Here is a 25,816-nt window from a genome sequence, read left to right on the forward strand (position 1 = left end):
CCTGTCAGTCTCGTCGTACGGGTTCTCGTGAACCGCCCAGCCAGCTCAGGTCGACGCCGGGGATTCCGAAATGGGCCTACCAACCTCCGCTGGTGTTGGCGGGGTCGAGTGGATGCGGCGGTCGAGGCGGATGGCGGCGTAGCCCAGGGCGGACACGGCCGTCACGATCAGCAGGTCGGTTACGGTGACCGGTTCGGTGCCGAGCAGCTGACGCAGCGGCGGAGCGTAGATGGCGGCGAGTTGCAGCAGCAGAGCGGCGCCGACGGCAGCGAACAGCATGGGGTTGGCCGCTGTGCCGGGGCGGGCGCGTGATCCCAGGGCCACGGCGAGTTGGGTGAGGCCCAGAGCGAGGAACGTCAAGGTCTGCCATGGCCGCTCGGTGGTGTGTGCCCACACGCCGACGCCAATCGTGACGGCGGCGATGACCGCCGCGATGCGCAGGACGCGTTGCCACAGTCCGGCGCCGAGAACGGTTTCAGCCGGTGGGCGTGGGGGCTGGCGCATGGCGTCGGGGTCGGCGGGTTCGCTGCCCATTGCCAGGCCGGGTAGGCCGTGGGTGAGCAGGTTGATCCAGAGGATCTGGGCCGGGAGCAGCGGCAGGGGCAGGCCGACGAACGGCCCGACCAGCATCACGGCGATCTCGGCGGCGCCGCCGGACAGGGCGTAGAGCAGGAACCGACGGATGTTGGCATAGACGCGGCGGCCCTCCCGGGCGGCGGCAACGACGGTGGCCAGCTCGTCGTCGGCGAGGACCAGGTCGGCGGCTTGGCGCGCGACTTCGGTGCCGCGCTTGCCCATTGCCACGCCGATGTCGGCGCGATGCAGTGCTGGGCCGTCGTTGACGCCGTCACCGGTCATCGCGACGACCTCGCCGGCGGCACGCAGGGCGTCGATGATGACAACCTTCTGCTGCGGGGTGGCGCGGGCGAAGACCCGCACGCCGCGGGTGGCTGCCGGGCCGGGATCGGTGGTACGACAGTCGACCACCGTGCCACCGGCATCGATGATGTGTAGTTCGGTGGCGATCGCGGTGGCCGTGGCGGGGTGGTCGCCGGTGATGAGGACCGGGGTGATGCCGGCGTCGCGGCACGCGGCGATGGTGGCTGCGGCAGACGCGCGCGGCGGGTCGAGGATCGCAATGAGGCCCAGGAGTCGCAGGCTGTGCTCGTAACCTGCGGCGTCGCCAGGCATAGTGTCGCGTTCGACCTGGGCCACGGCGAGGACCCGGTAACCCTCTCGGGCGAGGGTGTCGGCGCGGTCGGTGGCCCGACGCAGCACGTTGGGGTGATCGGTGACGATCGCCGGCTGCAGCAGCGCCTCCGGGGCCCCCTTGCAGATGATCCGTATGCGGCCGTCGGCCAACTGGTGTGCGGTGCTCATCCGTTTGCGGTCGCTGTCGAACGGTGCCTCGCCATGCCGGGGTAACCCCTGGTGCAGCTCGTCGACGTCAATGCCGAGCTTGCCGCCAGCGGTCAGTAGCGCCGCCTCCGTGGGATCACCGACGGCCATCCAGTCGTCGTTGTCGGGGCTGGGCGCCCGCAGCGACGCATCGCTGCAGAGCACGGCCGCCCGCATCAGCTCCACGAGGTCGGGAGCCTGGTCCCCGGCTTGGCCGGCGACGATGTTCTCGCCGCCTCGGTGGATCCGCCCATCCGGAGCGAAGCCGAAACCACTGACCGAGGCGTCCCCGTGTGGGGTCCACAACTGCCGCACGACCATGGTGCCTTCGGTGAGGGTGCCGGTTTTGTCGGTGGCCAGGATCGTCACCGATCCGAGGGTCTCCACCGCCGGCAGCCGGCGAATCACCGCGTGACGGGCGGTCATCCGGCGTGCGCCGAGCGCCAGGCTGAGGGTGACCACGGCCGGCAGCGACTCCGGTACGGCTGCCACCACCAGGCTGATCGCGGTGACGATCATCAGCTGCAGCGGTTGTCCGCGCACCAGACCGATGGCCAGGACCAGCCCGCAGAGCAGCAGCGCGCCGACAGCGAGCTGGCGGCCCACTCCGGCCAGGCGACGCTGCAGGGGCGTCAGGCCGGGGCTGGTGACCATCATGGCGGCGATGCGGCCCATCGCGCTGGCCGCGCCGGTCGCGGTGATGACGGCGCGACCGCGGCCCCGGACGACGACCGTGCCCGCCGATACGACTGCCGACGCGGCCAGTGTCGAGTCCGCGTCGGTGGCGGCGACGAATTTGTCGACGGGCGCGGATTCTCCGGTCAGCGCCGCCTCGTCGACGAGCAGCGCGACCGACTCCACGAGGCGGGCGTCTGCGGGTACGACGTCGCCTTCAGCCAGGATCAGCAGATCGTCCGTGACGAGGTCCGCAGCGGGGACTTCGCGTTGCCTGCCGTCGCGGACCACCCGGGCGGCCGGGGCGGTCAGCGCGGACAGTGCGGTGATGGCCCGCTCCGCCTTGATTTCCTGTAGCACCCCGACGGTGGTGTTGACGGCGATGACCAACAGGATGACGGCCGCGTCGGTGAAGTCGGCAGTCGCCAGGGTGAACCCTGCCGCAGCGAGCAGGACCAGCACCAGCGGGTCGCGCAACTGCGTGGCGATCCTTCGCCACAGCGGTGTGGGTTGCGGCGTCGGCAGCACGTTGCCGCCGTCACGTGCCAACCGCGCGGCGGCGTCGCGCGACGACAGGCCACCGGCTTCGGCCGAGGTGGGGCGCAGAACGCGGTTCGGCCCGGGCTCCGAGCCCACATCCGGTGCGACCTGCGTCTTCGGTACGGTCATTGTCGTTCGCCGCCTTCTTCGATCGTGGTGACAGCTTCGCGTGGCCGGTTGTGCATTACCGCTGGTCAGGCGCGCTCGACGATCTGTTCGGCGGCGATTCGCGGGGTGTGTGGAGCGGCGGTGCCGGCCGGGTCCGAGGTAGCGAAGCGCAGCACGAGCTGCGGGTGACCGAGGTTGGCCAGTAGGCGCCGCAGGTGCTCACGGGTGACGGCCACTTCGATCGTGGCGCTCAACGGCAGGACTGATACTCCCAGTTCGGTGGCGGAGAGCCAGGCGGCGGAGAGCGCCTCGCCGGCGCGGAGCCAGTCGAGCTTGCCGTCCTCAAGCCCGTAGAGGATCGCGAATGTGGCGGCGTTTTCGTGCGCCTCGGAGATGGGCAGGTCGCCGTAGTGGCCGAAGTCGCGACCGGGCACGGTCGTCCGCGGTGCGCGGTCACCGATGGCGGAGTCCGGAATGCCGCTGCCCAGCGGCCGGGTGCCGCCGGTCCAGTAGGCGAGCTCGGCCTGCCAGGCGACCTCGTCGGCCTCGGTGCGCTGGGCGTGATCGACGGCGGTGGCCAGGTCGTACACCTGGTCGGGCTGGAGCAGGTGTAGGTGAGCGCCGGCGGATTCGACGGCCGTGACGATGGAGTGCAGCTTGTCGGTGGCGACCGGGTCACTCACGACGGGCCTGCGGTCGGTGTGCCGTAGCGCGATGGTTTGCAGATGGCGTACCGCAGCCGGGGTTACCGGGATTCGGTGGTCGATGCGCAACTGCGCGAGGTGGTCGGGGTGCGCGGGGTTCGGCAGACGGGCGACGAGCGTGTGCCAGCCGGCTGCGGCGAGGCTGACCAGAGCATGGTGCAGCGCCGCACCGCAGCTCAGGACGGCGAGGCGGGAGTCGGGGTCGGTGACCTCGAGGCCCCGGCTGTGATCAAGGTAGAGGTCCAACTCGTTGCCGGTCACACGCCACCGCCAGGGTTGTGTGTTGTGGATCGACGGGGCGTGCCCCGCCGCTGCGGCGGCGGCGGACAGCGCCCGGGCCTCGGCGCGGGTGTCGGCGGCTCGGATGGAAGCGTCAGTGCTCATGGTCGGATCTCCTTCTGAGTGATTGAACGTCCGACCGGTTATGGGGTGCGCGGCCACACCCAGTCGCGGATCTCGGGCAGGTCCTCACCGGTACGCCGCACGTAGGCACGGTGCTCGGCGCGCTTGTCGACCATCTGCTGGCGCAGGACGGCTGCCCTGCGGCCAAGGCCGGGAACCCGGTCGATGACGTCCATGACGAGGTGGAAACGATCCATGTCGTTGACGACGAGCATGTCGAACGGTGTCGTTGTGGTGCCCTCCTCCTTGTAGCCGCGGACGTGCAGGTTGTGGTGATTGGTGCGCCGGTAGGTCAGCCGGTGGATCAGCCACGGGTAGCCGTGGTAGGCCAATATGACCGGCCGGTCGGTGGTGAAGATGGCGTCGAACTCCGGGTCCGGCAGGCCGTGCGGGTGCTCGGAGTCGGGCTGTAGGCGCATCAGGTCGACGACGTTGACCACCCGCACCCTGAGGTCGGGCAGGTGTTGGCGAAGCAGATCGGTCGCGGCGAGGATCTCGTAGGTCGGTACGTCCCCGGCGGCGGCGAGAACCACGTGGGGGTCGCCGTCGTCGTTGCTCGCCCAGTCCCAGATGCCGAGGCCGCGGGCGCAGTGCAGGGCGGCCTCGTCCATGTCCAGCCAGGTTGGGGCGGGTTGCTTCCCGGCAACGATGACGTTGACGTAGTCGCGGCTGCGGAGGCAGTGATCGGCCACCGAGAGCAGGGTGTTGGCGTCCGGTGGCAGGTAGACCCGGACGACTTCGGCCTTCTTGTTGACGACGTGGTCGATGAAGCCGGGGTCCTGGTGGGAGGTGCCGTTGTGGTCCTGGCGCCAGACGTGCGAGGTGAGCAGGTAGTTCAGCGACGGTACGGGTTTGCGCCAGCCGAGGTGCCGGGTGGTCTTGAGCCATTTGGCGTGCTGGTTGAACATCGAGTCGACGATGTGGATGAAGGCCTCGTAGCAGGAGAACAGCCCGTGCCGGCCGGTGAGCAGGTATCCCTCCAGCCAGCCCTGGCAGGTGGTCTCGGAGAGGATCTCCATGACGCGGCCGTGCCGGTCCAGGTGCTGGTCCACGTCGTCGACTCGGGCCTGCCACGCCTTGCCGGTGGTGTCGAGGACGGCGCCGAGTCGGTTCGATTCGGTCTCGTCCGGGCCGACGAGGCGGAAGTTGCGGTATTCGACGTTCGCTGCCATGACGTCGCGCAGCCAGCCGCCCAGCACCCGCGTCGCCTCAGCGGTCTCACCGGCCTTGACCGCGTAGTCACGGAATTCGGGTAGCTCCAGGTCGCGGGGGAACCGGCCACCGTTGGTGTGCGGGTTCGCCGACATGCGCAACTCGCCCCGGGGCAGCCAGTCGACGACCCAGGACTGCGGTGCGCCGTCGGCGTCGAACAGTTCCTCGGGCCGGTAGGAATGCATCCACGCTTTGAGGGCGTCGAGGTGGGCGGCATCATCGCGGGCCGCCGTCAGCGGGACCTGGTGGGCACGCCACGTCCCCTCAACCTGCAGCCCGTCGACGACCTGCGGGCCGGTCCACCCCTTGGGGGTGCGCAGCACGATCATCGGCCAGCGGGGCCGGTCGGTGACCCCATCCTCGCGGGCGGCCCGCTGAATTTCGGTGATCTCGTCGAAGGCGACGTCGAGGGTGGCGGCGAGGAGCTGGTGGACGGTGGTGGGGTCGTCGCCGGCGACGAGGTAGGGCTTGTGGCCGTACCCCTCCAGAAGTTTGCTGAGTTCGTCGTCGCCGATACGGGCCAGGACGGTCGGGTTGGCGATCTTGTAGCCGTTGAGGTGCAGGATCGGCAGCACGGCACCGTCACCGACGGGGTCGAGGAACTTGTTCGAGTGCCACGAGGCGGCCAGCGGGCCGGTCTCGGCCTCACCGTCGCCGATGACGCACGCCACGACGAGGTCAGGGTTGTCCAGGGCCGCGCCGTAGGCATGCGACAGCGAGTAGCCCAGTTCACCGCCCTCGTGAATCGACCCAGGCGTCTCCGGCGCGACATGTGACGGAACGCCGCCGGGGAAGGAGAACTGGGTGAACAACCGCTGCATCCCGATCGCGTCCTGCGATATCCGCGGGTAGATCTCGGAGTAGGTGCCTTCCAACCAGGTGTTCGCGACCAGCCCGGGGCCGCCGTGGCCGGGACCGGTCACGTAGATGACCTCCTGGCCGCGGGCGGCGATGATCCGTGACAGGTGGGCATAGAGGAGGTTCAGGCCGGGCGTGGTGCCCCAGTGCCCGAGCAGCCGCGGCTTGACCTGCGCGGGTTGCAGCGGCTCGCGCAGCAGCGGGTCGCCCATCAAGTAGATCTGCCCGACCGACAAATAGTTCGCCGCCCGCCAGTACGCGTCGATGCGTTGCAGCTCGTCGGAACCCAACGGCTCACCCGCCGCCACGTGGAGTGTGGATGCGGTGTCCAGAGGTGAGGTGCGGGTCGCGGTCATCAGGACCGCCGCCTTTCCTATCGATAGCGGAAACATCGCAGTGCGCGCGTGCATGACGACGGTCTACCGAGGGCGCGAGGCGGTCACGCGGACAACCGTCAGGAGCCGGTCGCGGCCAACGCTTTGCCATTGGCCGTTGGCGCGATGCCCACGACTGACCGGTGCAGCGGGGACGGGAGCGCCGCGCTGCTCTCGCGGGAGCGGAATGCGCCGAGTTCGCCGATGCTGCTCAGCTTGCGCTCGCCACCGCCAGATGGTCAGGGCCAGAAGACCCCTTTACAGCCAGTCCTTGCGTTTGAAGACCCCGTACAGGCCTGCGGAAAGCGCCGCGATCAAGGCTGTGGATGCCAGCACTCCCCACTGGGAGCCGAATCCGGGGTAGGGAAGGTTCTGGCCGTAGAAGCCGGTGACCGCAGTCGGGACGGCGATGATCGCCGCCCAGCTGGTCACCTTCTTCATGATCAGATTCATCTGGTTCGCCTGGATCGTCAGGTTCGTTTCGACTGTCGTCGCGACGAGATCGCGCAGAGACTCGGTCCACTCGGTCACCCGTAGGACGTGGTCGTAGACGTCCTGGTAATACGGCGTCATAACCTCGTCGACGACATGCAGGTCGCGACGCAGCAGGCTGTTGAGGACCTCCCGCATCGGCAGCACCACCCGACGCAGAACGACAAGGTCGCGACGCAGCTCGAAGGAGCGCCGCTGCACAGTCTGGACCTGCGCCCGGCGCTCGCCAAACAGCAGCTCCTCCAGCCTCTCGATGCCCTCGTCGAGCTGCCCCACTGCACGGAAGTGCCCGTCGACGATATGGTCGAGCAGGCCGTGGAGCAGGAACGCGACGCCGTGACCGGCGAGATCGGCCGAGGAGTCCCAGCGGGCAAGGACCGGCGCCATGTCGAAGCCCTCGTCCTTGCGCACGGTGATCAGCGCCTGGTCGGTCAGAAACACGGCTATCTCACTGGTACGCAGCCGGACGCCCGGTGACTCGATCTCGACCGCGTAAGCACTGATGAACAGATGCGTCGCGTACCGGTCGAGCTTTGGGCGCTGCGACTCCTGGAGGGCGTCCTCGATGGCGAGCTCGTGCAACCCGAACTGGGTATCTAGCATCTCGAAGTCCATCGCGGTGGGCCGACACAGATCGAGCCACACCACGGACGTCGGGTCATGGAGATGCGCGGCGATCTCAGCGACCGGAAAGTCCCGCGCGACGCAGACGCCGTTCTCGTACAACCGGGTGCGGACGCGGGACTCCGGTCCGGTCGGGTCGGCCCCCTCATCGGGCACGGCCTCGACAACCGCAGTCATCGCAGCGGGCTCCGGGGCTTCCGAGCCCCGTCCCCTAGGATCGCGCCGGGAAAGACCCCCACGACGGTCATCCGCTCTGCGCCTGTCACCACGTCGCCGCCTCCCGCTGATCAGTCCCGGAGAGGGCCATGAGTGAGCGCCAATCGTCTGCCATGGCGGCGACCAGCACCGGAACGTCGGGGTGGCGTTCGGCGTCGACCCTGACGGTGATGGTGAGCACGCCGGCGTAGGAGAACGCCAGGAACGAGATGGCGAGGTTGCCGGCGAGCGCCCCGATCGGGATCATGTCGATGACATCTGCCCCCAGCAGCCGGATCGGGGCGGGTGGGCCGGTCACGTTGCTCTCGACGATGGTGGTGAGTCGTTGCCTGCGGGTAAAGCGCCGCAGCAGGCCCAGCCTCGCCAACCAGAGCATTAAGCCCTGCGCGGTGGTGAGCTGCTGCTCATGCTTGGCATTGTTGCTGTTCGCACTGATCAGACGCAGTCGTACGGCCGGGTCGGGTTCGCCGAGCGGAAGCTTCACGACGATGATGCCCGCCCGGTTGCCGGTGCGAACTGCTGGTGTACGGGTGCGGGGTGACGCCGCGACGGCGGCGTGGATGTCGATCCGGTCGACGCGCTCGCCCCGGGAACGCAGCAGAGCGCGCAAGCCTCCGGCGGCCAGGTTGAGCACGACGTCGTTGACCTTCCCGTCATGCGCGTGCGCGACGTCCTTGACGGTTGCGAGGTCGAGACGTAGGACGGCGAGCGCACGGTGTGGGCCGACCGGGCCGGTCAGTGAGGTTCGGGGCGCATGCCATGCGTGGCCGAGGAGTTGCCGGCTGCTGGAGAGCGAGCCGGCGAGTCGACAGGTCCGTGGCGGGTGGATGAGCCGCCGGGGGGTGGTCAGTCTGAGCCGGAGGTTGTCACGAGCCAGCATGCGCCAACCCGGTGCGGCGGCAGCAGACCAGGCGGAATGTGTGGCCGTTGCGGTGGGAGCGAGGAGGGCTTCGAGGAGCCTGACCGCGGCGAGGCCGTCGGCGATCGCATGATGAAGCGCAAGGATGGCGGCGACGCGACCGTCGGGTAGGCCGGTCACGAGCCAGATCCGCCACATCGGGTGGGCGCGGTCCAGCAGCGGCGCCAGCAGTTCCTCGGCCACCCGCATCAGCGCGGCTTCACCGCCGGGTGGAGACAGCGCTATGCCGTTCACATGCCGGCCGATGTCGAACGACGGATCGTCGACCCACAGCGGTGGGCCTGCCAGCCACCCCGGGTGGTGAACGATCCGACGCAGCTCGGGCACCCTGCTGAGCAGCCGGTCGATGTCGGCACGGATCTCGGCCAGCCGCAACTGCCCGTCCGCGTCGCAGATCGACGCGCCGTCGAGCACAGCGACCATGCCGACGTGCATCGGAGTGTCAGGCGCCTCGATCGCCAGGCTGGTCAGGTCTACGGCGCTGAGCCGGGCGAAACCGGTGGTCACAGAGACCTCCTACGAATCCTTCGGGTGGGCCGTGGCGTTCGATCAGCCTCGTGGAAACTGGAGTGCCGACCCCAGACCTACTTTCGCGCCTGACGGCCCGCGTCGCCGGCGGTGGGCGGAACACCACCGGGGCCCAGAGCGACAGCTGCAACGCACACCCTTCACCAGGCACGTGCGATGAGCGGTGTGCTTCGTTGCGGCAGTAATGCTCAGGTGCCGGAAGGCTTGCCGGCGACAGGCTGTCGCAGTTCAGAGGCGATCTGGCCAGCCCAGGCGTCGATCTCCGACCAGTCCCGGAAGTCGCCGTCCGCGACGCGCAAGGCCATGACCATGGCCTTTTCCGCGAGACCGAGACGGTGGCGGTCGAGGCTACCGGCGAAGACGCGGTGATCGCGTGCGTTCACGGACGTGACGATGTCACTGACCTCGGCCGGCGCCTCAGTGGGCTTGGGCGGGTCACCGATCGGGCCGCTGGAGAACAGCCACACCGATCGCGGTGGATTCGACGTGATCCGCGCTGCCGCGCTGCGGGCTTCCTCCAACCAACGTCCCATGTAGACCGCGCTTCCCAGCACCAGTGCGTCGTAGGAGGTCACGTCTGTGACCTCTGCCGCAGCGACGACATCGACGGAGTCAGACGGCAGTGCGCCCCGCAGGGCGGTCGCGATGTGGGAGGCAATCTCTGCTGTGGATCCATGCCTGCTTGCGGCGGCGATGAGAATTCTCATGGCTGACAACCTTTCCCTTGATCCCGCCGGCCCGCCGTTGCCGCACCCATTGCCGAGAACACAACTCCCTGACCGCAAGCGGGGTGGTCCCCACTACGTCTGTGCGAGCACGGTGGTGGTCATCAGCTGGAAGAAGAGGTCGGACTGTTGGAACAGCGTGCGGTGTCCGGAAAGCTCGAACATGGCCATCTTCTTGGCCGCCGTGTCGGCGACTGCCGCGCCGGCGCCGGAGGCCGGGCGCTGCGGGCCACCACGACATCGGGTGACCCGCAGCGGGCCTGGCTACTTGAGCCAGGTCGCGTTACGGACCAGCGGGGTGGCCGACCACGCCTTGCCGAAGCCCAGAGTGTTGCCGGCGCCGAGCAGGGCCAGGACGATCAGGATGGCTGCGTAGATGAGGTGGTCGTCCATGAACGGGTTGCTCGACGGCGGCAGCACCGCTGCCCACATCATGACGACCAGCATCGCGCCGCCGATAGCGGCGAGTCGCATCCCGATGCCGAGGATCAGCGCGGTGCCGACGGCCAGCAGCGCACCCATGAACAGCACGTTGGTGACGGTGTTGCCGGCGATGGCGGTGAAGAAGCCGCTGAACGGGCCCTCGGAGCCGCCGAGGAAGCCTGCCGTGGGGCTGCCGCCGTTGAGCCAGGACCGCGCCGTCGGGGTGGCGAATCCCCACCCGAACAGTTTGTCCAGGAAGGCCCAGAGGAAGACCCAGCCCAGCGCGATCCGGATACCCGCCAGCAGGTAACGGGCCGCGACAGCGGAGCGGCTTTCGGCGCCAGGCAGTACCGCTGACGACTCGCGACCGGTGTGCCGGGCGTCGACGTCTACGTGGTGCCGGTCGTCGACGGTCCGGCGGGCTGCGGTGTCGGGCACAGCGACGGCCAGGGGCACCGTCGGTGGCATCGTGGGGCCGGCGGCGGTGGGGGTTGCGGCGTCGTGGTTCCGGGCGATGTCAACCATCGCGCTCACGTTCCTTTTTGGGCTGATCGTGCGGTGTCCCGCCGGGCGTGCGCCCGATGGGTCGGCTCACTGAGCCCGGCCGCCGTCCGCCCAACACGAGGGACCGCGACCAGACGGTCGGTGCGGGCTCAGGTCGTTGCCGGTGCGCCGGGGTGCAATTGTCGGCTGTCCGTCGGGCGCGTGCCCGACCCGAACGCCTCGCGGTCGGCGTACAGGTGCAGGCCTGACGCATCGGCGTCCCAGCGCCACAGCTGGGTGTGGACGATCGACGGCGCGGCGCCAGCGGCGCGATACAGGTGCTCCTGTGTCGCTGCCGTGTTCGCCGTGGCGCTGTCGGTCTGCATGCGCTCAGACTGCGCCTGCACCGCTGTTCGCGGCAGAGGCGGTAGGCCCTGCCGGTGGGGGCCGTTGTACCCGCGTTGGCACGTGCCGAACGCTGGATCCCCACGGTCGAGCCCCACCCAAGCCCAGACTGCGGCTGAACAGCCGGGCACCGCTGATCGCCGACAGCCCGGTCGGTCCAGCACTGATCACGGCCACCAAGCCGGGACCTGCCGGTTGAGAACTCCGGCCGTAGATGTCAACGTGCGTCGGAGCGGACGGGCAGGGCCATAGGACCTGAAGCAGTCCTGTGTCTCATCCTGGTTGCACCAGGAAGGGCCGTTGGACCCTGCTCAACCAGGCCACCAAGGAGTACAACGGAGGGATGATTCGTGTTTTTCTCCTCGATGACCATGAGGTTGTCCGTCGCGGCATCTGCGAGCTGCTGACTCAGGACGGTGACATCGAGGTCGTCGGGGAATCCGGGTCAGCGGTGGAGGCTCTGCACCGCATACCGGCGCTGCAGCCCGACGTGGCGATCCTCGACGCCCGCCTGGCTGACGGCAACGGGATCGACGTCTGCCGGGACGTGCGCGCCATCGACCCCAGCATTCACGGGCTGATTCTGACCTCGTACGACGATGACGAGGCGCTCTTCGCGGCGATCATGGCCGGGGCTGCCGGATATGTGTTGAAGCAGATCCGTGGTGTCGATCTACTTGACGCGGTACGCCGGGTTGCCGCTGGGCAGTCGCTGCTCGATCCGGCGGTCACCGCCAGAGTGTTGTCGCGTATCCGCGATGGCGTGGAGGCTCCCGATGAGCTCAGGTCGTTGACCGACCAGGAGTTGAAGATCCTTCGGCACATCGCGCAGGGCATGACGAACAAGGAAATCGCGCAGGAGATGTGCTTGGCCGACAAGACGGTGAAGAACTATGTCTCGAGCGTCCTGACGAAACTCGGCCTCGAGCGGCGCACCCAGGCGGCGGTCCTCGCCACGAACCTGATGCGGGGCAGCTCCCGCTGATCCGACGACACGTGGCAGGCCCCCACAGCGCATGGCAGGCTCAGTGCATCCCGATCCGCCGCGCAGCCTCAGGGCCACCGGACCCGCGGACTGCGGGGCCGTTCGACCCGACCACGAGATCATCCATCGCGGACGATGGCGACCATGCGAGTGGCGTACCGCACCAGGCCGTCGCTGATCGAACCGAGCAGCAGATTACCGAAACCACCACCACCGCGGGCGCCGACGACGACGAGGGCGGCATCATCGGCGGCATTGATGAGGGCACGTACCGGGTTGTCGCCGTACAGCACTTTCCGCACCACCGTGACTTCTGGATAGGTGACCTCCCCATCGATGGTCGCTTCGTAAAGCATCTGGTCGGCCGCCGCATGCAGTGGCCCGGCCGTGAAGGCGGGCATAAGGTCCGGTTTGAGGCCGTGCCAGTTCGGCGACTCCCACACGTGGATCGCGTGCAGTTGCGCCGAGCGCGCCCGGGCCTGCAGGAACGCAAACGCGACCGCCTCGGCGCTGCCACGGGAGCCGTCGATGCCCACCACCACCTTCGCCGGCCCGGCCGACCGAGGGCGTTCGGACGTGGGCACGACAATGACCGATGTTCGGGCATGCGCGGCTACCTGCGTGCTGACTGGTCCGGCGAGCAGGCCGCCGTACCGGATGCGGTCGTCGGCCGCGACCAGAATGAGCTCTGCGTTGTCGGAGCCGGCGAGCAGCGCGCCCGCTGGACTGCCGCTGCGCAGGATGCCCTGCACGACGATGCCGGGGTGGGCAGCCGCTGTTTTCTCAACCATTTGCTCGAGCAGCTGTTGGGCCAACTTCGGCGCACCGCCGGCACCCGGTGGCACGATGCCGGCCAACCATGGTGGTGAGGTCGGGAGCGGATGGACCAGCAGCAGGCCGACGTGGAGTCGGGTGGCCTCCCTGGCTCCGGTGGCGATGACGGCGGTGGTGTGGGCGTTGGCGTCGACGACGACCACGACCTGTCCCTCGGACTCTGCCATCGACGGCCTCCTGTCTGCGACCGGCATTGCCCGATTCGACCGGCAATGGGGTGGCCGCGTCTCCAGGATCGCGGACGGCAGCTGGTGCGCGAAGTGCCGAAAGGCCTGGTGGAGCCGGGACTCTCAGGAGGCGGTGAAGGGATTGGCGGAGCGGTCAGCCCTCGAGGGGCACGTCCCACACCAGCATGGCGCCATGGGGCTGGGTGTCGGTGACGACGAAGGTGCCGCCGCTCTCCTCGGCGCGGCTGCGGAGATTGCCAAGCCCGTTGCCGCCCGCCGCGGCGCCGATTCCGACGCCGTCGTCGGCCACCCGCAAGATCAGTCGGCCTGCGTCAACCGCGACAGCGATCGTGACAGTTGTCGCGCGCGCGTGTTGGACGATGTTCGACAGCGCTTCCCGCAGGACCGCGATCAGGTTGGCCCGCAGCGTATCTGAGACGGCGAGGTCAACAGCCCCGGTGATGGTCAGGTGCGGTCGGAAACCCAGGGTCCTCGTCGCATCGTCAGCGGCCACCGTCAGCGCGGCGCGCACCGATCCGGGGGCTGGCTTGTGCAGCCCAAAGATGGCGTTACGGATGTCGCGGATGGTCGCGTCGAGTTCGTCGATGGACTGGTCCAGGCGTTCCCGGACGTCTGCAGGTTCGGCTCGACGCGTCAATCCCTGCAGTCCGAGACCGGTGGCGAACAACCGCTGGATCACCACGTCGTGCAGATCCCGTGCGATGCGCTCCCGATCGGCGAGCACCACCATCATCTCGCGTTCCTCCTGTACCCGAGCCCTGTCGACGGCGAGGGCGGCCTGGGAGGCGAACGTGGTGATCATGTTGATGTCGGACTCGCCGTCGAAGCCCACGCTGCTCGTCGGCAGGATCACCACGAGCACCCCCTGCACCGCTCCGGTCATCGCCAGTGGCGCCAGCAGCGCCGGTCCTGTCGGCAACGGTGCGGGCCAGACCGCAGCGGCGTCCAGATTCTCGATCAGGACATGGCCGCCGGCGGCAATGATCTGCTCGAACGGCGTTCCGCCGAGGGGGATCGACGCCCGGTCCAGCGCCGCGTTCGGCGGCGCGGTGACCTCGACACGCAGCTCACCGGTCGTCTCGTTGTGGAGCAGGATCGCGACGAGCGCGGCCTCGGCGACCTCGCGGGCGTGGTCCACCACCAGCCGCAGCACATCGGTGCGATCGACCTGGCCGACGAGAGTGTCGGTGATCTCCGCAGTCGCCTGGAGCCAGCGTTGGCGCCGGCCCGCCGCTGCGTAGAGCCGGGCGTTGTCGAGAGCGATCCCGGCGGCCGCGGCGAGGGCGATGACGATCTCCTCGTCGGCTTCGCTGAACTCGGCAGCGCCCCGTTTCTCGGTCAGGTAGAGGTTGCCGTACAGCTGATCGCGGATGCGCACCGGAACCCCGAGAAAGGAGCGCATCACCGGATGGCCGGGCGGGAAGCCCAGCGAACGGGGATGGCTGCTGATGTCCTGCAACCGGATCGGCAGTGGCTCATCAATGAGCAGACCCAGCACGCCACGACCGGCGGGAAGGTCACCGATATGGTCTTGCTCGGTGACGGTCATTCCGTCGGTGATGAACTCGACGAGGCTGCGGTCAGGTCCGATGACGCCCAAGGCACCGTAACGGGCGCCCGCTACTTGACAGGCCGCCAGGACGATCCGCGACAGTGTGCTACGCAGGTCGAGGTCGCTACCGATGCCGACGACGGCCTGCAGCAGCGGCGACAGGCGTTCCTGGCTCGCCATTCATGCCACCGGCCCGGTCGAATTGCGGCGAGGCTCAGCGGCCATGCTTCGCGACCGGGCTGCCGCAGCTTTGGCGGACGTCATTAACGCCAAATTTGGCAGTATTAGGGCTTTGGGGGCGATTCGAGCCTGATGATTGGGCCATTGGCGCGACGCCGACGCCGCGGCCATATCCAGGCTGGCGGTCTGCGCTGACTCGCCCGGTGCGCTCACCCTCGTCACAGTAGCCCTGTTGGAAGCCGGAACGAGTTGGCGGTGACGCATCGTCGAGGGATGAGGTCCAGCCAGCCTGGCCTCATCCCTGGAAATCGGAATCCTCAGCCGAGCCCTCACCGCAACCGTCGGGCCGGGTGCCGTCCTGGACGGCGAGCTGGTGGTGTGCGAAAGCGAGCGAACCAACGTCGCCCACCTGCAGGCGCTCCGACACCGGTCGGCCCGCGGAGGAGGAGCTCGCTCCGAACGAATACACGAGGCCGGACACACTCGTGTCAACCCACGGGGCCGCGACCGGCGGTGCTGATGACCGCCATCATGACCAGGGTGCGCTGCCGCCGTCGGGTCAGCAGCGCGAAGCAGGCGGCGAGCGCCACCAGATCCAGCTCGGCCCACTCGCCGGTGACGTCGACGCGGATCGGCCCGCCCGCCCGGCCGGGGAGGCGCACCGCGAGCAGATGCCCGTCGCGGACCAGCTCACCGCCGCAGCGACCAGGCGCCCAGCGCGTCACCCCGCCCGGCCCCGGCACGTGTGACCGGCTCGGGTCGAGCCGCACCGCGGCGCCGTGCTCGGCCCGCGCTGTGACCCCGATGCGCCGGCGGTCGGTCGGCTCGACCGTCCAGAGGCCCGCGTCGGTTCGGATCTCGCCGCATCGCCAGGTCCAGCCGGTGGTACGCAGCCAGGCGCGCGGCCCGGCACCGGAGTCGAGGACGAAGGCGCCATGCTGCTTGCGTACGGTCAGCGCGGTCATCGGTTCAGCCCTTCCCGGCGCGGCCGGGGCAGGCCGAGGATGAGGACGACGCCGACGCTCAGGTGCAGCAGCGCGAGCGCCGCCTTCGCTCCCCCGCCGACGCCGCTCGGCGGCCCCACCAGCAGTGACAGCAGCAGGACCGCGACCGCGATCGAGGTCCACCAGACGCGCGCCCGGTTGGTGAGGTGTTCCAGCACCGCGAGCATCGCCCAGCCGAGCAGTGCCGCGACGGCGGCGGCCACCACGACCGCGGCCAACGTGATCTGCCGGGTCGCGTCCGGGGTGCCGGCCGCCAGGTCGACGCCGGCCGCCGAGTGCAGGATCGCGAACTCCGCCGTCGCCACCAGGATCGCACCGGCCGCCACCGCGGCTCGGCGCAGGAAGAGGTTGTTCGTCATGCCCCGAGTCTGTGGACCGGCCCGGGTCGGGCACGTCGGTCCCGACGCCGCGGCGCGTACACCCGTCGGCGACGACGCGTACTACCAAAGGAGGTGGCCCTGCCCTCCGCGAGCCCATTAGCCTGCGCTGGTGGATGCGGCGACGTGCGACGTGGACCGGCCTCGGACGTGGCGTTCCGTCCCGGTGGGAGTGGCGACCGTGGCGATGGGCGTGCTCATCGCGACCGTGCTGTGGTCCGCTACCCGCTCCGGGCCGACCGCCCTGGTCCGCGCCGATGTCGCGCTGGCGGTGGCCGCCCTGGCCCTCGTCCCGGTGGTCGTCCGCCGCCCGGAGGTCGCTGGTGTGCTGGCGGGCCTGCTGGTGGCACTGTCGCCGGTTGCCACCCCGGTGGCGAGCTTCGCGGTGCTGTTCACCGCCCGCAACCGGCCGTTCCGGCAGGCCGTGGTGGTGGCGGCGGTCGGCGTGGCGGGCGAGGCGGTGCAGGCGGTGTGGCGGCCGATACCCAGCCTGCCGTACGGGTGGCGGCTGGTGCTGATGACGGCCGCGTACGCTGCCCTGCTGGGCTGGGGCACCTGGGCGCAGGCTCGACATGCCCTGCTGGCGGCACTGCGGGACCGGGCCTGGCGGGCGGAGCAGGAGCAGGAACACCGGGTCGTCGAGGCCCGGGCGGCCGAGCGCAGCCGGATCGCGCGGGAGATGCACGACGTGCTGGCCCACCGGCTGTCGCTGCTGGCAGCGGCCGCCGGCGCGATGGAGTACCGGCCGGACGCGCCACCCGAGCGGCTCAGCGCCGCCGCCGGGGTTATCCGCGCCAGCGCGCACCACGCCCTCGACGAGCTGCGCGAGGTCATCACGCTGCTACGCAGTGACGACGCCGAGGCACCGGGGGACACGCCACTCGGACAGACCCTCGCCGATCTGCCGCGCCTGGTCGAGGAGGCCCGGGCCGCCGGGCAGCACATCGAGGTCGACGACCCCCTCGGCCCGCCGGTCGAGGTCCCCCCGACGGTCGGCCGCACCGCCTACCGGATCGCGCAGGAGGGGCTGACCAACGCCCGCAAGCACGCCGCCGGGCAGCCGGTCCGACTCGCCCTCGGCGGGGCGCCCGACTCCGGCCTGAGCATCACGGTGAGCAACCCGACCACACCCGACAGCGGTGCCACCGGGCACGACGGCGCGGGCCTGATCGGTCTCGCCGAACGGGCCGCCCTCACCGGTGGCCGCGTCACCCACCACATCGACGCCTCGGGTCGGTTCCACCTCACCGCATGGCTGCCGTGGTCGAGGTGACGGGCCTGGTCCGGGTCGTCATCGTCGACGACGACCCTCTGGTACGGGGAATGCTGACGATGATGCTGGACGGCGCTGACGGGATCGTCGTCGTGGGCGAGGCCGCCGACGGCGCTGCGGCGATCACCGCGGTGGACCGGCACATGCCCGACGTGGTGCTGATGGACATCCGGATGCCCGGCGTCAACGGCATCACCGCCACCGAACGCCTGCGCCGCCGCGCCCGGCCGCCAGAGATCATCGTGCTCACCACGTTCGACACCGACGAGCATGTGGTGCGGGCGCTACGGGCCGGGGCCAGCGGCTTCCTACTCAAGGACACCCCGCCGGAGCAGATCAGCCAGTCTGTCCGCGCCGTCGCCGCCGGCAGTCCGATGCTGTCGCCGGGTGTCACGCGCCGTCTCATGCAGCGGGTCGCGTCCGGCGCCGAGTCCTACGAGCACGCGCGTGGCCGGCTGGCCCTGCTCACGCCCCGGGAACGTGACGTCGTACGGGCCATCGCGCAGGGACGCTCCAACGCCGAGATCGCCACCGAGCTGCTGATGAACGTGACCACAGTGAAGGCCCACGTCTCGCACATCCTGACCAAGCTGGACCTCGACAACCGCACCCAGATCGCCCTGCTCGCCCATGACGGCCGGCTCGCTTGAGCAGGAGGTCAGGCCATTGCGCGGACGCGGTCGGGCGCGATGGTGAGCAGAATCCGCGTCTGACCCCGGCACATTCGCGCGATCGCTGAACCCGACCCCATGATCAGAGTGGCGGTTGACCTGCGGTTGGGCTGACCTGGTCCGCCAGTTCCGGGCCAGACGCCCGGTCGCCGCCGTCTCGCAGCCGGATGGAATGCCATGCCGCGCGTACGTGGCTGCGCATGACCGACTCCGCCCAGTCGGGGTCGGGCGCGGCCAGGGCCGCCACCAGTTCGTGATGGTGAGCCAGGCTACGGCGCAGCGCGTCCGGGCTGTAGCGGGAGAAGGTACGCCAGACGAGCGGCATCTGGATCACCGATGAGACAACGCCGGCCAGTCGGCTGTTGTCGGACGCTTCAAGGATCATCCGGTGGAACCGGTTGTTCAGCTCGGTGAGCTCGTCCACATCGGTCGGTCGCCCGTCCGGCGCCACCTCGTCCATCCGGTGGGCCAGCGCGTCGAGCGCGTCCACGTCGATGGTGCCCGTGGTCGCCGCCAGTCGGCAGCCCCACGGCTCGAGCACGGCCCGCAGGCTGAAGATTTCGTCGAGATCGTGGATGCTCCACGCCTGGACCTGCACGCCACGGTTGCGTTCGTGGCGGACCAGTCCCTCCGCGGTCAGCCGTCTGAGCGCCTCCCGGACAGGCGTGCGACTCACCCCGAACGACTCGGCCAACTCGCCCTCGCGGAGCCACGCGCCGGCCGACCGTTGCCCGGACAGGATCTGTTCCCGGATCAGCCGATAGGCGTCGTCGGCGGCGTGGCCGTTGTCGGCCTCCCGCGGTGGCGTGTGGTCACTCATGATGCTCGGCACCGTAGCAACACGGAAGGTTGTATGCAATCTTCCCGCATAGCATTGACACCGGAGGAGCACGGGCCTACTTTCCCAGCACAACCTGCTGTAACGACAGTCACAGACCTGTGAATTGCATGCAAAGAGACGTTGATTGAGGGGTTCATGAGCACTCCACTGCCGCTTGACGACATCCGGGTGATCGAGCTCGGGCAGCTGCTGGCGGGGCCGTTCTGCGGTCAACTCCTGGGTGACTTCGGCGCCGAGGTGATCAAGGTCGAGGACCCGGGTCAGGGCGACCCCATGCGGCAGTGGGGGCGCGAGAAGCCGTACGGCAAGTCGCTCTGGTGGCCGGTGGTGGCGCGGAACAAGAAGTCCGTGACCGCGAACCTGCGGACCGAGCAGGGTCAGGATCTGGTACGCCAGCTCATCGCGCGGGCGGACGTGTTGATCGAGAACTTCCGGCCCGGCACGTTGGAGCGCTGGGGCTTGGCCCCGGAGCGGCTGTGGGAGATCAACCCCGGCCTGATCGTCACCCGCGTGACCGGCTTCGGGCAGACGGGCCCGTACTCGTCACGTGCCGGATACGGATCGATCGGCGAGGCGATGGGCGGAATTCGGTACGTGACCGGCGACCCCGATCGCCCTCCGGCCCGGGCCGGCGTCTCTCTGGGAGACTCGCTGGCGGCAACGTTCGCCTGCCTGGGCACCCTGGTGGCGCTGCACCAGCGCGGACGCACCGGTCGAGGCCAGGTGGTGGACTCGGCCATCTACGAGGCCGTGCTGGCGATGATGGAGTCGCTCATCCCCGAGTACCAGATCGCCGGCTACCAGCGGGAGCGGACCGGAACGACCCTTCCGAACGTGTCCCCGAGCAACGTCTACCCGACGGCCGACGGCGAGATGGTGCTGATCGCGGCGAACCAGGACACGGTCTTCCGCCGGCTCGCCGAGGCGATGGGACGGGTCGAGCTGGCCACCGACGAGAAGTACGCCACCCACGGCGCCCGAGGCCGGTGGATGGAGCAGCTGGACGGCCTGGTCGCCGAATGGAGCTCGACGCTGGCGGCCGACGATCTGCTCGAACGGCTGCACGCCCAGGGCGTTCCGGCAGGCCGCATCTTCAGGGCCCGGGACATGCTCGAGGACCCGCACTTCGCCTCGCGGGAGGCGATCGTCCGGCTGACCCACCCCGGCCTCGGGGAGTTCGCCATGCACAACGTCGTACCCAAGCTCTCTGACAGCCCGGGCCGGGTCCGGCACGTCGGCCCCGAGCTCGGTGAACACAACGAGGACATCTATCGCGACCTGCTGGGGCTCGGCGACGACGCGATGGCGTCGCTGCGTTCTGCCGGCGTCATCTGAGGAGGAACCATGACCTACCGACTCGGTGTGGACGTGGGGGGAACGTTCACCGACATCCTGCTGATCGACGAGGCGACCGGAGAGACCTACCGGGCCAAGACCTCCTCCACGCCCGAGGACCAGTCCATCGGGGTGCTGCGTGGCATCGAGCGGGCCTGCGAGGCCGCCGGCGTGCCCATGTCGGACATCACTGAGGTGTTCCACGGCACCACGGTCGCCACGAACGCGATCCTCGAAGGCAAGGGCGCCCGGGTTGGGCTGGTCACCACCGACGGCTTCCGGCAGGTGCTCCAGATCGCCCGTTCCTTCGTGCCAGGTGGCCTGGCCGGCTGGATCATCTGGCCGAAGCCGGAGCCACTGGCGGCGCTGGAGGACACCGTGGAGGTCGTCGGCAGGATCGGCGCCGACGGCGCGGTGGTGACCGAACTCGACGAGGCTGACGTCCGTACGAAGCTGCGCAAGCTCCGCGCGCAGGGCATCGAGGCGTTGAGCGTCAGCCTGATCAACTCTTACGCCAACCCGCAGCACGAGCGCCGGGTGGCCGAGCTGTCCGCCGAGGAGCTTCCGGGCGTACCTGTGTCGCTGTCGTCCTCGGTGTTGCCGGAGCTTCGCGAGTACGAGCGGACCATCACCACCGTCGCGAACGCGGCCGTGCAGCCGCAGGTGGCGCGCTACGTGGCCAACCTTGAGGCGCAGCTGCGCGAGTCCGGGGTGGACGGCCGGCTGTGCATCCTGCGCAGCGACGGTGGTCTGGTCTCCGCGGCCGTCGCCGCGGACAACCCGGTGAACCTGCTGCTGTCCGGCCCTGCCGGCGGGGTTACCGGTGCGACCTGGGTGGCGGAGCAGGCCGGCTACCCGGACTTCCTGACCTTCGACATGGGCGGCACCTCCACCGACGTCGCCCTGGTTCAGGGGCTCACGCCGCGGGTGGGTCGGGAGACCACGGTCGGGGACCTCAAGGTCCGCGCCACCTCCGTCGACGTACGAACCGTGGGTGCCGGTGGCGGATCCATCGCCCACGTACCGCCGTTGACCCAGGCGCTCCGGGTAGGGCCGCAGTCGGCCGGCGCCGCACCCGGTCCTGCCGCGTACGCGGCGGGCGGTGAGCAACCGACGGTGACCGACGCGAACGTGGTGCTCGGCTACCTGCCCACCGAACTGGCCGGTGGCGAGATCACGCTGGACCGTGCGGCGGCACGAGCAGCGGTGAAGTCGATCGCCGACGCCACCGGTTTGGAGTCGGTCGAGGCCGCCGCCGCGGGCATCATCGACATCGTCAACGAGAACATGTTCGGGGCGTTGCGGCTGGTGTCGGTGCAGCAGGGCTTCGACCCGCGCGACTACGCACTGGTGGCCTTCGGTGGCGCCGGCCCGTTGCACGCCAACGCTCTCGGCAGACTGACCGGGGCCTGGCCGGTGATCATTCCGCCGTCGCCGGGAGTGCTGTGCGCCTACGGCGACGCGACGACCAATCTGCGCGACGAGTCAGTGCGGACGTTGGTGCGCCGCTTCAACGAGATGACCGACGAGAGCCTTCGCGGGGTGCTCACCGAACTCGCGGACAAGGCGTGCTCCACGCTCAGCGATCAGGGCGTACCCGAGGATGAGCAGCACGTCGTCTACTCCGCCGACCTGCGCTACCACGGACAGGGTTTCGAGATCCCGGTGGCAGTCGACATCGACGCCTTCGACGGGGCCGGCGGTGGGCTGGCCGCCCTGCGGTCGGCGTTCGACGCCGATCACCAACGACTGTTCTCCTTCGTTCTCGATGCCGAACACGAGCTGGTGACCGTCCGGGCCACCGCTCACGGTCCCCGGCCCCAGGTCGCCGCGCCCGAGCTGGAGCATGGTGACGCGGACCCGAGCCCCGCGATGCGGGCCCACCACCGCATCTGGGTCGAGGGCGCGGAAGTGGAAGCCGGCATCTACGACCGGGCCCTGCTGCGAGCGGGCAACGTCGTACCCGGTCCGGCGATCATCACCGAGATGGACTCCACCACCCTCGTGCTGCCCGGGCACACGGCTGCGGTGCACCCGAGCGGCAGCCTCCTCATCCGCCCCGCCGACACCCACCGGGAGAACTGACCATGGCACGCCTCATCGAGACCGCTACCGGACCGCTTCGCTCCGTGGATGTCGACCTGGTCACCATCGACCTGATCGAGAACGGGCTGCGCAACGCCCGCTACGAGATGGACGAGGTGCTCTTCCGGACCGCGCTGTCGCCGGGGATCCGTGAACAGCACGACGAGTTTCCGCTGATCGCCAACCCGGACGGCAAGATGATGGTGGGACAGTTCGGGCTGTCCATCCCCGACTTCCTGGAAAACTTCGACGGCGACATCGAGGAGGGCGACGTCCTGCTGACGTCGGACCCCTACTCCTGCGGTGCGGCGATCAGCCACGCGAACGACTGGCTCGTGGTGCTGCCCATCTTCTTCGAGGGCCGCATCGTGGGTTGGGCGGCGATGTTCGGGCACATGTCCGACGTCGGCGGCAAGACACCGGCGTCGATGCCGACCGATGCCCGCACCATCTTCGAGGAGGGCGTGGTGATCCCGCCCTTCAAGCTGTACCGCGAGGGCGTGCTCGCCGAGGACCCCCTGCGGATCATCCTCAACCAGGTGCGGAAGCCCGACTGGAACCGCGCCGACCTCAACGGCATCGTCGCGGCGTGCCGGACCGCTTCCCGCCGGGTCCAGGAGATGTGCGCCCGGTTCGGGGTGGACACCTACAACTCCGCGCTCGACCAGCTCCTGGACCGCAACTACCGGGCGATGAAAGTCCTGCTCGGAGCGGTCTTCAAGGAGGGCGAGACGCTGTCGTTCACCGACTACATCTGCGACGACGGCCTCGGCTACGGCCCCTACGAGCTCAAGCTCAGCCTGACCCGCACCGGTGACAAGGTGCTGTTGGACTTCACCGGCAGCAGCCCGCAGGCGCAGGGTCCGATCAACTACTACATCAACGAGAACCTCGTCCGGATGTTCTTCGGCATCTACATGATCACCGTCGCCGACCCGCAGATCCTCTGGAACGACGGCTTCTACCCGCTGGTCGACGTCACGATCCCCGACGATTCGTTCTGGAAGCCCAAGTATCCTGCCGCCCTCAACGCGCGTAACCACGGGATCGGTCGCGTCTTCGACCTGTTCGGCGGCCTGCTCGGTCAGACGAACCCCGGGCTGCTCAACGCGGCCGGCTTCTCGTCATCGCCGCACTTCATGTATTCGGGCACCTACGGGCCGGGTGAGCGCAAGGGCGAGTGGTTCCAGCTGTACTCGATCGGATTCGGTGGGGTTCCCGGCCGGCCGGTGGGCGACGGCCCGGACGGCCACTCGCTGTGGCCGTCGTTCGTCAACATCCCGTGCGAGTACCTGGAGTCCTACTATCCGCTGCGGATCGAACGCTGGGAGACCATCGCGGACACGGGTGGCGCCGGGCTCCATCGCGGCGGGAACGGCGTCGACGTGGCCTACCGGTTCCTGGAGGCCGGCACGATCGCGATCCACGACGACCGCTGGCTCACCTATCCGTGGGGGGTCAACGGTGGCGAGCCCGGTGCACGCGGCCGCAAGTGGCTCGAACGCGCCGACGGCGGCACCGAGATCCTGGGCAGCAAGGTGCACGACGTGCCAGTAGCTCCCGGGGACGTGCTGCACTTCGTCACCTGGGGTGGCGGCGGGTGGGGCGACCCGCTCGCCCGCGACCCGGAACTCGTCGGCCTCGAGGTCCGCCGGGGCCTGGTCAGCCCCACGGGGGCCCGCCGCTTCGGCGTGGTCTGCGACGAGGCCGGCACCGTCGACGTCGCGGCCACCGAGGGGGTACGGGCCGAGCTGCGCCAGGGACGTCCGGACCCACTGCCCACGTTCGACATGGGACCGCCGATGGAAACCATCCTGGACCGGTGCCTGGAGGAGACCGGTCTTCCTGCTCCTCGGCCACCTGTCGCCCGATGAGCCCCGTGCCGGACAGCAGCGACAACGGATTCGGGGGCGCGCTCCTGCCCGGCGCCCGTCCCGCGGTGCTCGTCATCGACCTGATGCGGGCCTACTTCGACCCGGCCAGCCCACTGTGCCTGCCGTCCGCGGACTGCCTGCAGTCGGCTGGCCGGGTCATCGCCGCAGCCCGCGACCACCGGGTTCCCGTGCTGCACACCCGCGTCGCGTACGGGCCCGGCGGTGTCGACGGAGGCCTGTTCGTCCGGAAGGTCACCGCCCTTCAGCAGCTCTTCTCCGGCGGTGGCGCGATGGGTGAGCTGATGCCGCAGGTCTCCCCCGCCGAGGATGAACTGGTGCTGGTCAAGCAGTACGCCAGCGCCTTCTTCGGCACGTCGCTGGCCTCCACCCTGCGGGCGGAGCGCATCGACACCGTCGTGCTGGTCGGCGTGAGCACGAGCGGTTGTGTCCGTGCCACGGCGGTGGACGCGATCCAGCACGGCCTCGTCCCGCTGGTGGTCTCCGAAGCGGTGGCGGACCGCGCCCCCGGCCCGCACGAGGCGAGCCTGTACGACCTGCAAGCCAAGTACGCCGAGGTGATCAGCGAGGCCAGGGCCGTCGCGTACCTGTCGGAGGAGCGATGACAGTCATGGTCGACATCGTCGAGGTCTCGCCCCGTGACGGCCTGCAGAACGAGGCGACGCTACTCACCACCGCCGACAAGGTGGAACTCACCGAGCGGGCGGTACGCGCGGGAGCCCGGCGAGTGGAGGTGACCAGCTTCGTCAACCCCGCCCGCGTTCCGCAGATGGCGGACGCGGACGAGCTGATGGCCGCGCTCCCCCGCCACGACGGCGTCCGATACGCGGGCCTGGTGATGAACCGCCGCGGCCTGGACCGAGCTCTGGCTGCGGGGGTCGACGAGATCAACGTCGTCGTCGTGGCCACGGACACCTTCTGCGGCCGCAACCAGGGCATGACCACCGCCCAGGCCTGTGACACGGCCGCGGTGCTGGTGCAGGCGGCTCGCGAGGCAGGGGTGTTCACGACGGTGACAGTGGGTGCCTCGTTCGGATGCCCGTTCGAAGGCGAGGTCCCGCCGAACCGGCTGCGGGAGGTGCTCGCCCGGGTGCGGGACGTGGGTCCGGACGAACTGGCCCTCGCCGACACCATCGGAGTGGCCGTACCCTCCGACGTCACCGAACGGCTGACGCTCGCCCGGGAGATCACGCAGTCCCGCACACCGCTGCGGCTGCACCTGCACGACACCCGGCACACCGGCGTGGCCAACGCGGTCGCGGCAGTCCAGGCGGGCGTCACCACCCTCGACGCCAGCATCGGCGGAACAGGCGGTTGCCCGTTCGCACCTGCGGCGACCGGAAACGTCGCCACCGAGGATCTCGTCTACCTCTTCGACCGGATGGGGCGGCCCACCGGCCTGAATCTGGAGGAACTCACCTCGGCCGTCTCCTGGCTGCAACGGAGGCTCGGGAAGCAACTCCCCGGCGCTCTGCTCCGGGCGGGCGGTTTTCCCGCCTGAGCCCGGCCCGGA

At 69.5% G+C, this 25,816-nt stretch carries 21 protein-coding genes; 8 read left to right on the forward strand and 13 right to left on the reverse strand.

From position 1 onward, the window contains the following. Positions 1–45: 45 nt before the first annotated feature. From GA0070619_RS17425 to GA0070619_RS17460, 8 genes are all read right to left on the reverse strand, one after another. Complete coding sequence (locus tag GA0070619_RS17425) at positions 46–2,742, reverse strand: cation-translocating P-type ATPase (protein ID WP_088949037.1); 2,697 nt, start codon at positions 2,740–2,742, stop codon at positions 46–48. Between the two features lie 65 nt (positions 2,743–2,807). Next, positions 2,808–3,809: an Acg family FMN-binding oxidoreductase gene (locus tag GA0070619_RS17430; RefSeq protein ID WP_088949038.1), complete on the reverse strand. Its 1,002-nt coding sequence runs from the start codon at positions 3,807–3,809 to the stop codon at positions 2,808–2,810. A gap of 38 nt (positions 3,810–3,847) precedes the next feature. Further along, on the reverse strand, positions 3,848–6,253 hold the full coding sequence (locus tag GA0070619_RS17435) for a phosphoketolase family protein (RefSeq protein WP_088949039.1): 2,406 nt from the start codon (positions 6,251–6,253) through the stop codon (positions 3,848–3,850). A gap of 276 nt (positions 6,254–6,529) precedes the next feature. Continuing rightward, positions 6,530–7,564: a magnesium transporter CorA family protein gene (locus tag GA0070619_RS17440; protein ID WP_088949040.1), complete on the reverse strand. Its 1,035-nt coding sequence runs from the start codon at positions 7,562–7,564 to the stop codon at positions 6,530–6,532. Positions 7,565–7,649: 85 nt separating this feature from the next. Next, complete coding sequence (locus tag GA0070619_RS17445; protein ID WP_088949041.1) at positions 7,650–9,029, reverse strand: wax ester/triacylglycerol synthase domain-containing protein; 1,380 nt, start codon at positions 9,027–9,029, stop codon at positions 7,650–7,652. Positions 9,030–9,238: 209 nt separating this feature from the next. Next, positions 9,239–9,757 (reverse strand): flavodoxin domain-containing protein, encoded by a 519-nt coding sequence (locus GA0070619_RS17450; protein WP_088949042.1) that lies wholly within the window; start codon positions 9,755–9,757, stop codon positions 9,239–9,241. A 282-nt stretch (positions 9,758–10,039) separates the two neighbouring features. Continuing rightward, positions 10,040–10,723, reverse strand: coding sequence for a DoxX family protein (locus tag GA0070619_RS17455; RefSeq protein ID WP_231927079.1), 684 nt, complete (start codon positions 10,721–10,723; stop codon positions 10,040–10,042). A gap of 128 nt (positions 10,724–10,851) precedes the next feature. Then, on the reverse strand, positions 10,852–11,067 hold the full coding sequence (locus GA0070619_RS17460; protein ID WP_088949043.1) for a hypothetical protein: 216 nt from the start codon (positions 11,065–11,067) through the stop codon (positions 10,852–10,854). A gap of 362 nt (positions 11,068–11,429) precedes the next feature. Here GA0070619_RS17460 and GA0070619_RS17465 point away from each other — a divergent pair, with 362 nt between their 5' ends. Then, a complete protein-coding gene (locus GA0070619_RS17465) occupies positions 11,430–12,071 on the forward strand; it encodes a response regulator (RefSeq protein WP_088949044.1) in 642 nt (213 codons plus the stop codon). A 119-nt stretch (positions 12,072–12,190) separates the two neighbouring features. Here GA0070619_RS17465 and GA0070619_RS17470 read toward each other — a convergent pair whose 3' ends face one another. The 4 genes from GA0070619_RS17470 to GA0070619_RS33525 all read right to left on the reverse strand — a co-directional run bounded on the left by GA0070619_RS17470 (position 12,191) and on the right by GA0070619_RS33525 (position 16,188). After that, complete coding sequence (locus GA0070619_RS17470) at positions 12,191–13,072, reverse strand: universal stress protein (protein ID WP_172862061.1); 882 nt, start codon at positions 13,070–13,072, stop codon at positions 12,191–12,193. A 154-nt stretch (positions 13,073–13,226) separates the two neighbouring features. After that, the gene (locus GA0070619_RS17475; protein WP_231927080.1) at positions 13,227–14,825 is read right to left on the reverse strand and encodes a sensor histidine kinase; all 1,599 of its coding nucleotides are present in this window, start codon (positions 14,823–14,825) and stop codon (positions 13,227–13,229) included. Between the two features lie 488 nt (positions 14,826–15,313). Continuing rightward, positions 15,314–15,790 (reverse strand): hypothetical protein, encoded by a 477-nt coding sequence (locus GA0070619_RS17485; RefSeq protein WP_088949047.1) that lies wholly within the window; start codon positions 15,788–15,790, stop codon positions 15,314–15,316. Beyond that, positions 15,787–16,188, reverse strand: a complete 402-nt coding sequence (locus GA0070619_RS33525) for a DUF6069 family protein (protein ID WP_088949048.1) — start codon at positions 16,186–16,188, stop codon at positions 15,787–15,789. Before GA0070619_RS33525 ends, GA0070619_RS17485 begins: the two co-directional genes overlap by 4 nt. A gap of 130 nt (positions 16,189–16,318) precedes the next feature. Here GA0070619_RS33525 and GA0070619_RS33850 point away from each other — a divergent pair, with 130 nt between their 5' ends. Beyond that, positions 16,319–17,479 (forward strand): sensor histidine kinase, encoded by a 1,161-nt coding sequence (locus GA0070619_RS33850; protein WP_197699550.1) that lies wholly within the window; start codon positions 16,319–16,321, stop codon positions 17,477–17,479. Beyond that, positions 17,458–18,129 (forward strand): response regulator, encoded by a 672-nt coding sequence (locus GA0070619_RS17500; protein WP_088949049.1) that lies wholly within the window; start codon positions 17,458–17,460, stop codon positions 18,127–18,129. The genes GA0070619_RS33850 and GA0070619_RS17500 overlap by 22 nt, the downstream gene beginning before the upstream one ends. A 103-nt stretch (positions 18,130–18,232) precedes the next feature. Here GA0070619_RS17500 and GA0070619_RS17505 read toward each other — a convergent pair whose 3' ends face one another. After that, entirely contained in the window at positions 18,233–18,970 is a 738-nt protein-coding gene (locus GA0070619_RS17505) for a GntR family transcriptional regulator (protein WP_088949050.1), read from the reverse strand. Between the two features lie 156 nt (positions 18,971–19,126). Between GA0070619_RS17505 and GA0070619_RS17510 the strand changes: the two genes are divergently transcribed. The 5 genes from GA0070619_RS17510 to GA0070619_RS17530 are packed head-to-tail and all read left to right on the forward strand — an operon-like array spanning position 19,127 to position 25,804. Then, entirely contained in the window at positions 19,127–20,326 is a 1,200-nt protein-coding gene (locus GA0070619_RS17510; RefSeq protein ID WP_088949051.1) for a CaiB/BaiF CoA transferase family protein, read from the forward strand. Between the two features lie 9 nt (positions 20,327–20,335). After that, positions 20,336–22,411 carry a hydantoinase/oxoprolinase family protein gene (locus GA0070619_RS17515; protein ID WP_088949052.1) on the forward strand — a complete coding sequence of 692 codons (2,076 nt, stop codon included), beginning with the start codon at positions 20,336–20,338 and terminating at the stop codon, positions 22,409–22,411. Between the two features lie 2 nt (positions 22,412–22,413). Further along, positions 22,414–24,285: a hydantoinase B/oxoprolinase family protein gene (locus GA0070619_RS17520; RefSeq protein WP_088949053.1), complete on the forward strand. Its 1,872-nt coding sequence runs from the start codon at positions 22,414–22,416 to the stop codon at positions 24,283–24,285. Continuing rightward, complete coding sequence (locus GA0070619_RS17525; protein ID WP_088949054.1) at positions 24,282–24,908, forward strand: isochorismatase family protein; 627 nt, start codon at positions 24,282–24,284, stop codon at positions 24,906–24,908. The genes GA0070619_RS17520 and GA0070619_RS17525 overlap by 4 nt, the downstream gene beginning before the upstream one ends. Continuing rightward, positions 24,905–25,804: a hydroxymethylglutaryl-CoA lyase gene (locus GA0070619_RS17530; RefSeq protein ID WP_088949055.1), complete on the forward strand. Its 900-nt coding sequence runs from the start codon at positions 24,905–24,907 to the stop codon at positions 25,802–25,804. The genes GA0070619_RS17525 and GA0070619_RS17530 overlap by 4 nt, the downstream gene beginning before the upstream one ends. The last annotated feature ends 12 nt before the right edge of the window (positions 25,805–25,816 follow it).

Origin of the sequence: Micromonospora zamorensis, from assembly GCF_900090275.1 — a bacterium.
In the GTDB taxonomy this organism is placed as follows: Bacteria; Actinomycetota; Actinomycetes; order Mycobacteriales; family Micromonosporaceae; genus Micromonospora; species Micromonospora zamorensis.

What these genes read in the sequence shown, in the direction of transcription:
- GA0070619_RS17485 (WP_088949047.1), bottom strand. Translation starts at nt 15,790, where the DNA reads ATGACCGCGCTGACCGTACGCAAGCAGCATGGCGCCTTCGTCCTCGAC.
- GA0070619_RS17460 (WP_088949043.1), bottom strand. Translation starts at nt 11,067, where the DNA reads ATGCAGACCGACAGCGCCACGGCGAACACGGCAGCGACACAGGAGCAC.
- GA0070619_RS17435 (WP_088949039.1), bottom strand. Translation starts at nt 6,253, where the DNA reads ATGACCGCGACCCGCACCTCACCTCTGGACACCGCATCCACACTCCAC.
- GA0070619_RS17515 (WP_088949052.1), top strand. Translation starts at nt 20,336, where the DNA reads ATGACCTACCGACTCGGTGTGGACGTGGGGGGAACGTTCACCGACATC.
- GA0070619_RS17475 (WP_231927080.1), bottom strand. Translation starts at nt 14,825, where the DNA reads ATGGCGAGCCAGGAACGCCTGTCGCCGCTGCTGCAGGCCGTCGTCGGC.
- GA0070619_RS17440 (WP_088949040.1), bottom strand. Translation starts at nt 7,564, where the DNA reads ATGACTGCGGTTGTCGAGGCCGTGCCCGATGAGGGGGCCGACCCGACC.
- GA0070619_RS17505 (WP_088949050.1), bottom strand. Translation starts at nt 18,970, where the DNA reads ATGAGTGACCACACGCCACCGCGGGAGGCCGACAACGGCCACGCCGCC.
- GA0070619_RS17510 (WP_088949051.1), top strand. Translation starts at nt 19,127, where the DNA reads ATGAGCACTCCACTGCCGCTTGACGACATCCGGGTGATCGAGCTCGGG.
- GA0070619_RS33525 (WP_088949048.1), bottom strand. Translation starts at nt 16,188, where the DNA reads ATGACGAACAACCTCTTCCTGCGCCGAGCCGCGGTGGCGGCCGGTGCG.
- GA0070619_RS17465 (WP_088949044.1), top strand. Translation starts at nt 11,430, where the DNA reads ATGATTCGTGTTTTTCTCCTCGATGACCATGAGGTTGTCCGTCGCGGC.
- GA0070619_RS17500 (WP_088949049.1), top strand. Translation starts at nt 17,458, where the DNA reads ATGGCTGCCGTGGTCGAGGTGACGGGCCTGGTCCGGGTCGTCATCGTC.
- GA0070619_RS17530 (WP_088949055.1), top strand. Translation starts at nt 24,905, where the DNA reads ATGACAGTCATGGTCGACATCGTCGAGGTCTCGCCCCGTGACGGCCTG.
- GA0070619_RS17455 (WP_231927079.1), bottom strand. Translation starts at nt 10,723, where the DNA reads ATGGTTGACATCGCCCGGAACCACGACGCCGCAACCCCCACCGCCGCC.
- GA0070619_RS17430 (WP_088949038.1), bottom strand. Translation starts at nt 3,809, where the DNA reads ATGAGCACTGACGCTTCCATCCGAGCCGCCGACACCCGCGCCGAGGCC.
- GA0070619_RS17470 (WP_172862061.1), bottom strand. Translation starts at nt 13,072, where the DNA reads ATGGCAGAGTCCGAGGGACAGGTCGTGGTCGTCGTCGACGCCAACGCC.
- GA0070619_RS17520 (WP_088949053.1), top strand. Translation starts at nt 22,414, where the DNA reads ATGGCACGCCTCATCGAGACCGCTACCGGACCGCTTCGCTCCGTGGAT.
- GA0070619_RS17425 (WP_088949037.1), bottom strand. Translation starts at nt 2,742, where the DNA reads ATGACCGTACCGAAGACGCAGGTCGCACCGGATGTGGGCTCGGAGCCC.
- GA0070619_RS17450 (WP_088949042.1), bottom strand. Translation starts at nt 9,757, where the DNA reads ATGAGAATTCTCATCGCCGCCGCAAGCAGGCATGGATCCACAGCAGAG.
- GA0070619_RS17525 (WP_088949054.1), top strand. Translation starts at nt 24,282, where the DNA reads ATGAGCCCCGTGCCGGACAGCAGCGACAACGGATTCGGGGGCGCGCTC.